We start from the raw sequence: 7,011 nt of genomic DNA, 5'->3' as shown, positions 1-7,011 counted from the left end.
TGGACCCAGGCGAGCAGCGGGCCCCATTGCTCCGCCTGGCGGGCGGTCAGCTCGGGCGGGTTTTCGGCGCGATAGGCGAGCAGATCGCTCTCGCCATATTTCGCGAGCGCTTCGCCGAAGGCGAGCCGGTCTGGCGCTGGTCGAACGGGCGTTTGACGCCGATCAGATATGGGACGCGGTCAATCTCGACGAGCTGTGGCAGGAAGAGCTGTGGGGTGCTGATGCGCTCGCCACCTCCGCCCGTGAGGCACGCCGCCGCGAGTGGGACGCGGCGGTGCGGTTTCTGCAGCTGCTCAATCCTCCCCTATAGACGAGGATCAAGCCTCAGTCCGCGAACAGCAGGACCGGGGTTTCCAGCAGCTTTTTCAGCGCCTGGACGTAGCTCGCGGCATCCCAGCCGTCGACGACGCGGTGGTCGCAGCTGATCGACAGGTTCATCAGCTTGGCGCGGCGGATGTCGTCGCCGTCGAAGACCGGCCGCTCGACGATCTTGTTCGGCCCGATGATCGCGACTTCGGGGCGGTTGATCACCGGCGTGGTCGCGATGCCACCCAGCGGTCCCAGCGACGTGACGGTGAGAGTCGAGCCCGACAGCTCCTCCGACTTGGCCTTGCCGGTCCGCGCCGCCTCGGCGAGGCGGCTAATCTCGCGCGCCAGCTGCCACACATTCTTCGCCTGGGCGTCGCGGATCACCGGGACCATCAGCCCCGCATCAGTCTGGGTCGCCATGCCGAGATGGACCGCGCCGAACCGCGTCACCACGCCCGCTTCGTCGTCGTAGCGCGCGTTGAGCATCGGGAAGTCCGGCAGCGTCTTGCAGATCGCGACGATCAGCAGCGGCAGCATGGTGAGCTTCGGTCGCTCGCCGCGATTGGCGTTCAGGTCGGCGCGCATATCTTCGAGGTCGGTGACGTCGATCTCGTCGACATAAGTGAAATGCGGGATATTCCGCTTCGATGCCGCCATGTTCTCGGCGATGCGCCGGCGCATGCCGATCACCTTCACCTGCTCGTCCTGGCGCGGTGCGGCCGGGCGGCCATAGCCTTGGCCGGCATTGTAGGTGAGGAATGCATCGAGATCGGCGTGGCGGACGCGGCCTTCCTGCGATGGCTGCACGCTGGCGAGGTCGATGCCGAGCTCCTTCGCGCGGGCGCGGACAGCGGGGGAGGCGAGAATCTGGGCGTGCGCAACCGGCTCGCTCGTCCCGAGCGAAGTCGAGGGGCGCTGCTCCGGCCCCGGAACTTCTTCTTTGGCACGCGCCTCGACTTCGCTCGGCACGAGCGGGATAGGGGCCGGAGCGGCAGCACTCGGCTCGACCCGCGGCATCGGCTCGGTCGCGGTCTCGCTCGCAACGGGCGCGGCGACGTCGCCCGCGTCTTCCGCTTCGCCCTCGGTCTCGATGACCGCCAGTGCCGAGCCGATCGCGATCGTGTCGCCGACCTCGCCCGCAACTTCGCGGACCACGCCGGCAACCGGTGATTCCATCTCGACGGTCGCCTTGTCGGTCATCAAGTCGGCGAGCTTGCCGTCTTCCTCGACCCGGTCGCCGACCTTGACGTGCCAGGCGACGATCTCGGCCTCGGCAATGCCTTCGCCGATATCCGGCAGCCGGAAAGTGAAAAGGCCCATCTCGTCAGTCCTTCATGATCTTCTTGATCGCCTCGCCGATGCGGACAGGGCCGGGGAAATAAGCCCATTCGAGGCTGTGCGGATAAGGCGTGTCGTAGCCGGTCACGCGCTCGACCGGCGCTTCGAGGTGATAGAAGCAGCGTTCCTGCACCAGCGCGCTTAGCTCGGCGCCGAAGCCGGAGGTGCGGGTCGCTTCGTGGATGACCATGCAGCGGCCGGTCTTTTTCGCCGAAGCTTCGATCGTCTCGATGTCGAGCGGCAGCAGCGTGCGCAGGTCGATCAGCTCGGCGTCGATGCCCTGCTCCTCGATCACACCGGCCGCGACATGGACCATCGTGCCGTAAGCCAGGATCGTCAGGTCCGCGCCCGGCCGGACGACGCGCGCCTTGCCGAGCTCGATCCGGTAATAGTCCTCCGGCACTTCGCCGTCCGGATGCTGCGACCAGTTCTTTGCCGGGCGATCGTAATGGCCGCTGAACGGGCCGTTATAGATGCGCTTGGGCTCGAAGAAGATGACCGGGTCATTGTCCTCGATCGCGGCGATCAGCAGGCCCTTCGCGTCATAGGGCGTCGACGGGATCACCGTCTTCAGGCCCGAGACGTGGGTGAAGATGCCTTCCGGGCTCTGGCTGTGCGTCTGGCCGCCGAAGATGCCGCCGCCGAACGGCGAGCGCACCGTGATCGGCGCGGTGAACTCGCCGGCCGAGCGATAGCGCAGGCGTGCCGCTTCGGAGACGAGCTGGTCCAGCGCCGGGTAGATATAGTCGGCGAACTGGATTTCGGGCACGGGCCTCAGGCCATAGGCGCCCATGCCGACCGCGACGCCGATGATGCCGAGCTCGCTGATGGGCGTGTCGAACACCCGCGTCTTGCCGTATTTGGCCTGCAGCCCCGCGGTCGCGCGGAACACGCCGCCGAAATAGCCGACATCCTCGCCCATCACGACGATGTCGGGATCGCGATCCATCAGCACGTCGAGTGCCGAGTTGATCGCCTGGATCATGTTCATGCGGGCCATCAGCTCGTCTCGATTCCTGCCGCGCGCGCTTCGGCCAGCATTTCCTGTCGCTGCTCCTCCAGATGCCAGGGCAATGTCTCGAACACGTCGTAGAACATGGTCGACATCGGCTGGTGCATGCCGTGGCCCAGGATGCCGTTCTTCTCGGCCTCCTTCTGCGCGGCTTTCACTTCGTTAGCGACCTCGAGGTCCATTGCGGCGTGACGCTCCTCGTCCCATTCGCCTTGTCCGATCAGGTGCTGCTTCAGCCGGCTGATAGGATCGCCCAGCGGCCATTTCTCGCGCTCCTGGGCGGAGCGATACGCGCTGGGATCGTCGGAGGTCGAATGACCCTCGGCACGGTAAGTGAAGAACTCGATCAGCGTCGGGCCCTGATTGGTGCGCGCGCGCTCCGCCGCCCATTCGGTTGCCGCATAGACGGCCAGCGCGTCGTTACCGTCCACCCGCAGCCCGGCGATGCCATAGCCGATCGCGCGCGCGGCGAAGGTCGTCGCCTCCGCGCCCGCAAAGCCGGAGAAGCTGGAGATCGCCCACTGGTTGTTGACGACGTTCAGGATCACCGGCGCGCGGTAGACGGAAGCGAAGGTGCAGGCGGAATGGAAATCGCCTTCCGCGGTCGATCCCTCGCCGCACCATGTCGCGGCAATGCGCGTGTCGCCCTTGATCGCCGATGCCATCGCCCAGCCGACCGCCTGGGGCAGCTGGGTCGCGAGGTTGCCGGAGATCGAAAAGAAGCTGCCTTCCCGCGTCGAGTACATGATCGGCAGCTGCTTGCCGCCCAGCCGATCCCCCTTGTTGGAGTAGATCTGGTTCATCATGTCGATAAGCGGCCAGTCGCGTGCGATCAGCAGCCCCTGCTGGCGATAGCTGGGAAAGCACATATCGTCGCGGTGGAGGGCATAGGCCTGCGCGCAGGCGATCGCCTCCTCGCCGGTGCACTTCATGTAGAAGCTGGTCTTGCCCTGGCGCTGGGCGCGGTACATCCGCTCGTCGAACGCGCGCGTCTTCGCCATCGCGCGCAGGATGCCGCGCAGCGTGTCGGGGGACAGCTTCGGGTCCCACGGCCCGACGGCGCAGCCGTCTTCGTCGAGCACCCGGACCAGGTCATAGGCGAGGTCGTGGAACGCAGCGGGCGCGGCCTCGACCGCCGGACGCGGCGTCGCGCCGGCAGCAGGAATGGGCACATCGCTGAATTCGGCTTCGTCGCCGGGCCGGAATTTCGGCTCCGGCACATGCAGCCTCAAGGGCGGCAGATTGGGGCGGGTGGACATCCTCTCTCCACGGGAATCGCGGGGCGCGTGGCCCTTTGGCGTGCTTGTTATAAAATTTCAAAGCCTGTTGCGAGCGCCCGATGTGCTGCGCCGCACAATCGCGATGCAACCAAGCAGCTTCTACTTGCGTTTTAATCTCATGTTCAGCTTGGCCACAGCCGAAACAATCCCCGCCACCACCCCCTCAACGACTCCCAAGCCAGCCCCGTCGACGCCGCGCGATCTCGTCGCGGTGATGCTGCGCGCGGCCGACAAACTTCGAAGCCAGCCGGAGCTCAGGAGCGCGCGGGCACTGCTGGAACGAGGGGGCGAGCAATTGGTCCAGCTGCTCGATCCGCTGCGCCGGCCCGACTGGGCCTGGTTCGAGATCGTGTTCGAGGAAGATGCGTGCCGCCTGCCCGAAGCGCTGCTTCGCGCCGGCCGCACGCTCGGCCGCGACGATTTCATCGCCTGCGGCGTCGAGACGCTCGACTGGATGCTGCGCGGCCGCGTGCTCGCCAAGTGCGTCGATACGATGGCCGATGCCTGCGATGCCGCATTCGCGGCTACGGGCGACCTCAAATGGCTGATGATCAGCCGAACGGCCATTCTGGCACGCCGGGCGCATCCACCGCAAAGCTGAAGATCCCGCCCGACTGGCGTTCGCCTTCCGCCCGCGCGCTGGTGACGTACGCCGTGCGCCGGTCCTCGCCGCCGAACACGATCATTGTCGGACGCGAGACGGGCAGCGCGATTTCCTCGACCACGTCGCCTTCGCCCGACAGCCGGACGATCCGGCCGCCGTCGAACAGCGCCGTCCAGTAAAAGCCTGCCTCGTCGAACGATCCGCCGTCCGGGCGCCCCTCGCCGACCGGCCATTGGTGGAAGGTGCGGCGGTTGGTCAGCTTGCGGTCGATGACATCGTAGATGCGCAGCGCGTGGCTGGGCGTGTTGGCGTGGGTGAAGCGGCCGCCGTCGGCGCTGAACGCGGCGCCGTTGCAGGTCAGCATCTCGCCCTCGATCCAGGTCACCCGTCCGTCCGGGTCGAGCCGGTACAATGCCGCCTCGCCGGTCTGCTTGGCGGTGTCGACGCTTCCCACCCAGAATCGCCCCCACGGGTCGGTGCGCCCGTCGTTGAAGCGGTAATCGGCCCTGTCCTTCAGCACCGCCTCGCCGAACGGCGCCGGCTCCGCGTCCCAATCGTCGATCGTCGCGAATCCGTCCTTCATCGCCAGCAGCAGCCCGCCGGTCTTGCGGAAAGCGAAGCACCCGACCGGCTGCTCGAACACGCGCTTCTCGTCCGCGCCGGTCGCCGGATCGAACCGGTGCAGCTCGCAGCGCGCGATATCGACCCAGTAAAGCCGCCGCTCGCCCGCATGCCAGCGCGGCCCCTCGCCGAGTTCCGCGCGTGCGTCGAGGATCAGCTCCGGGCCCATGGCCCATCCATGCCGCCCGTCCCGAACGAAGTCGAGGGGCGCACCTCCCCTTGACGGAAACGTAAACTCCGTCTCTCCTGCCTCAAACAGGAGAGACCCGCATGCTCGATACTCACAACCGCACCGTCTACACGCCCGAGCATGAGGCATTCCGCCAGACGGTGCGCGCGTGGCTGCAGAAGGAAGCGGTGCCGCACATCGCCCGCTGGGACGAACAGGGCATTGTCGACAAGGACATCTGGGTGAAGGGCGGCGAGATCGGCATGCTGTGCCCCACCGTGCCGGAGGAATATGGCGGACTCGGCCTCGATTTCGGCTACAACGCGATCATCGACGAGGAAGTGAGCTACGCCGGCACGCCGCTGGGCTTCAGCCTCCAGTCCGACATCGTCGTCAACTATCTCGTCTCCTACGGCTCGGAAGAGCAGAAACGCGAATGGCTGCCCAGGATGGTCTCGGGCGAGGTCGTCACCGCCATCGCGATGACGGAGCCCGGCACCGGCTCCGACCTGCAGGGCATCCGCACCACCGCGAAGAAGGACGGCAACCACTACGTCATCAACGGCTCAAAGACCTACATCACCAACGGCCAGAATGCCGACCTGGTGCTGGTCTGCGCGAAAACCGACACGGAAGTGGAGCCCGCCTGGAAGGGCGTCTCGATCATCCTGGTCGAGGCGACCCGCGACGGATTCAAGCGCGGCCGCAACCTCGACAAGATCGGCCAGGACGCCGCCGACACGTCGGAGCTGTTCTTCGAGGACGTGCGCGTGCCGATGACCAATTGTCTCGGCGAGGAAGGCAAGGGCTTCATCTATCTGATGTCGGAGCTGCCGCAGGAGCGGCTCGCCATCGCGATCGGCGCCCAGGCCTCGGCCCAGCGCGCGTTCGACGACACCGTCGCCTTCACCCGCGACAGGAAGGCGTTCGGCAAGACCGTGTTTGATTTCCAGAACACCCGCTTCACGCTCGCCGACCTGAAGGCGAAGCTGCAGGTCGGCTGGGCGCATCTCGACTGGGCGCTGGCGAGGCACCTTCGCCGCGAGCTGACGCCGGAGGAAGGCGCCGCCGCCAAGCTCTGGCACACGGAGCTGCAATGGGAAGTGATGGACAAATGCCTCCAGCTCCATGGCGGCGCCGGGTACATGAACGAATACCCGATCGCCCGCGCCTGGCGCGGCGCACGCGTGAGCCGCATCTATGGCGGCACCAACGAGATCATGAAGGAGCTGATCGGGAGAAAACTTTGAGCGCCCGCTAGTTGCCCGCCCGCATTTCCTCAGCGCGCCTTTCCGCTGCGTCGATCTGCTCGAGCAGCTCGTCGAAGCACGGCGTGTCGTCGACCCGGAATGCGCGGCGAAAGCCGGTGCCGAGAATATCCAGATCCTGCTCGGTCAGCAGCCCGATGGCGACGATACGCTCCGCCTCTTCCATTTCACCTGCACCACCAGCTGCGAGTCGTTCTTAACGCATGAGGGCGTGCGCGGTGCCGCGCCGCGCGCGCCGAAATTTGCGCCAACACCGCGCTTGAAAGCCGCTCCGCCCCCCGCTATGGGCGCACGTCTTGCCTCCGCGGGCCGCTTCGGCTGCCCGGTCCCGGTCGGGGAGTAGCTCAGCCTGGTAGAGCACTGTCTTCGGGAGGCAGGGGCCGGAGGTTCGAATCCTCTCTCCCCGACCA

General features: G+C 66.5%; 7 protein-coding genes, 1 tRNA gene and 1 pseudogene. 3 read left to right on the top strand and 6 right to left on the bottom strand.

The window, feature by feature from the left end; genetic code table 11:
* The 4 genes and pseudogenes from VFT73_RS09600 to VFT73_RS09585 all read right to left on the bottom strand — a co-directional run.
* A pseudogene (locus VFT73_RS09600) lies at positions 1–83 on the bottom strand (ATPase); the annotation flags it as partial.
* Positions 84–324: 241 nt separating this feature from the next.
* Positions 325–1,629 (bottom strand): dihydrolipoamide acetyltransferase family protein, encoded by a 1,305-nt coding sequence (locus VFT73_RS09595; protein WP_326410310.1) that lies wholly within the window; start codon positions 1,627–1,629, stop codon positions 325–327.
* 4 nt (positions 1,630–1,633) lie between these two features.
* Complete coding sequence (locus VFT73_RS09590) at positions 1,634–2,638, bottom strand: alpha-ketoacid dehydrogenase subunit beta (RefSeq protein ID WP_326410313.1); 1,005 nt, start codon at positions 2,636–2,638, stop codon at positions 1,634–1,636.
* An 8-nt stretch (positions 2,639–2,646) separates the two neighbouring features.
* Positions 2,647–3,918: a 3-methyl-2-oxobutanoate dehydrogenase (2-methylpropanoyl-transferring) subunit alpha gene (locus VFT73_RS09585; RefSeq protein WP_326410308.1), complete on the bottom strand. Its 1,272-nt coding sequence runs from the start codon at positions 3,916–3,918 to the stop codon at positions 2,647–2,649.
* Positions 3,919–4,042: 124 nt separating this feature from the next.
* On the opposite strand from VFT73_RS09585, the gene VFT73_RS09580 reads away from it, so the two are divergent.
* A complete protein-coding gene (locus VFT73_RS09580; RefSeq protein ID WP_326410306.1) occupies positions 4,043–4,540 on the top strand; it encodes a hypothetical protein in 498 nt (165 codons plus the stop codon).
* Here VFT73_RS09580 and VFT73_RS09575 read toward each other — a convergent pair.
* Positions 4,491–5,333: an SMP-30/gluconolactonase/LRE family protein gene (locus VFT73_RS09575; protein ID WP_326410304.1), complete on the bottom strand. Its 843-nt coding sequence runs from the start codon at positions 5,331–5,333 to the stop codon at positions 4,491–4,493. The two genes, VFT73_RS09580 and VFT73_RS09575, sit on opposite strands and share 50 nt — an antisense overlap.
* Before the next feature lie 101 nt (positions 5,334–5,434).
* On the opposite strand from VFT73_RS09575, the gene VFT73_RS09570 reads away from it, so the two are divergent.
* The gene (locus tag VFT73_RS09570) at positions 5,435–6,583 is read left to right on the top strand and encodes an acyl-CoA dehydrogenase family protein (protein WP_326410302.1); all 1,149 of its coding nucleotides are present in this window, start codon (positions 5,435–5,437) and stop codon (positions 6,581–6,583) included.
* A gap of 7 nt (positions 6,584–6,590) precedes the next feature.
* On the opposite strand, the gene VFT73_RS09565 is transcribed toward VFT73_RS09570, so the two are convergent.
* Positions 6,591–6,767, bottom strand: coding sequence for a hypothetical protein (locus VFT73_RS09565; RefSeq protein ID WP_326410300.1), 177 nt, complete (start codon positions 6,765–6,767; stop codon positions 6,591–6,593).
* Positions 6,768–6,934: 167 nt separating this feature from the next.
* On the opposite strand from VFT73_RS09565, the gene VFT73_RS09560 reads away from it, so the two are divergent.
* A tRNA-Pro gene (locus tag VFT73_RS09560) sits at positions 6,935–7,011 on the top strand.

This window comes from Sphingomonas sp., assembly GCF_035758555.1.
Classification (GTDB): Bacteria; Pseudomonadota; Alphaproteobacteria; order Sphingomonadales; family Sphingomonadaceae; genus Sphingomonas_B.
This window is presented reverse-complemented; position numbering and strand designations above follow the sequence as displayed.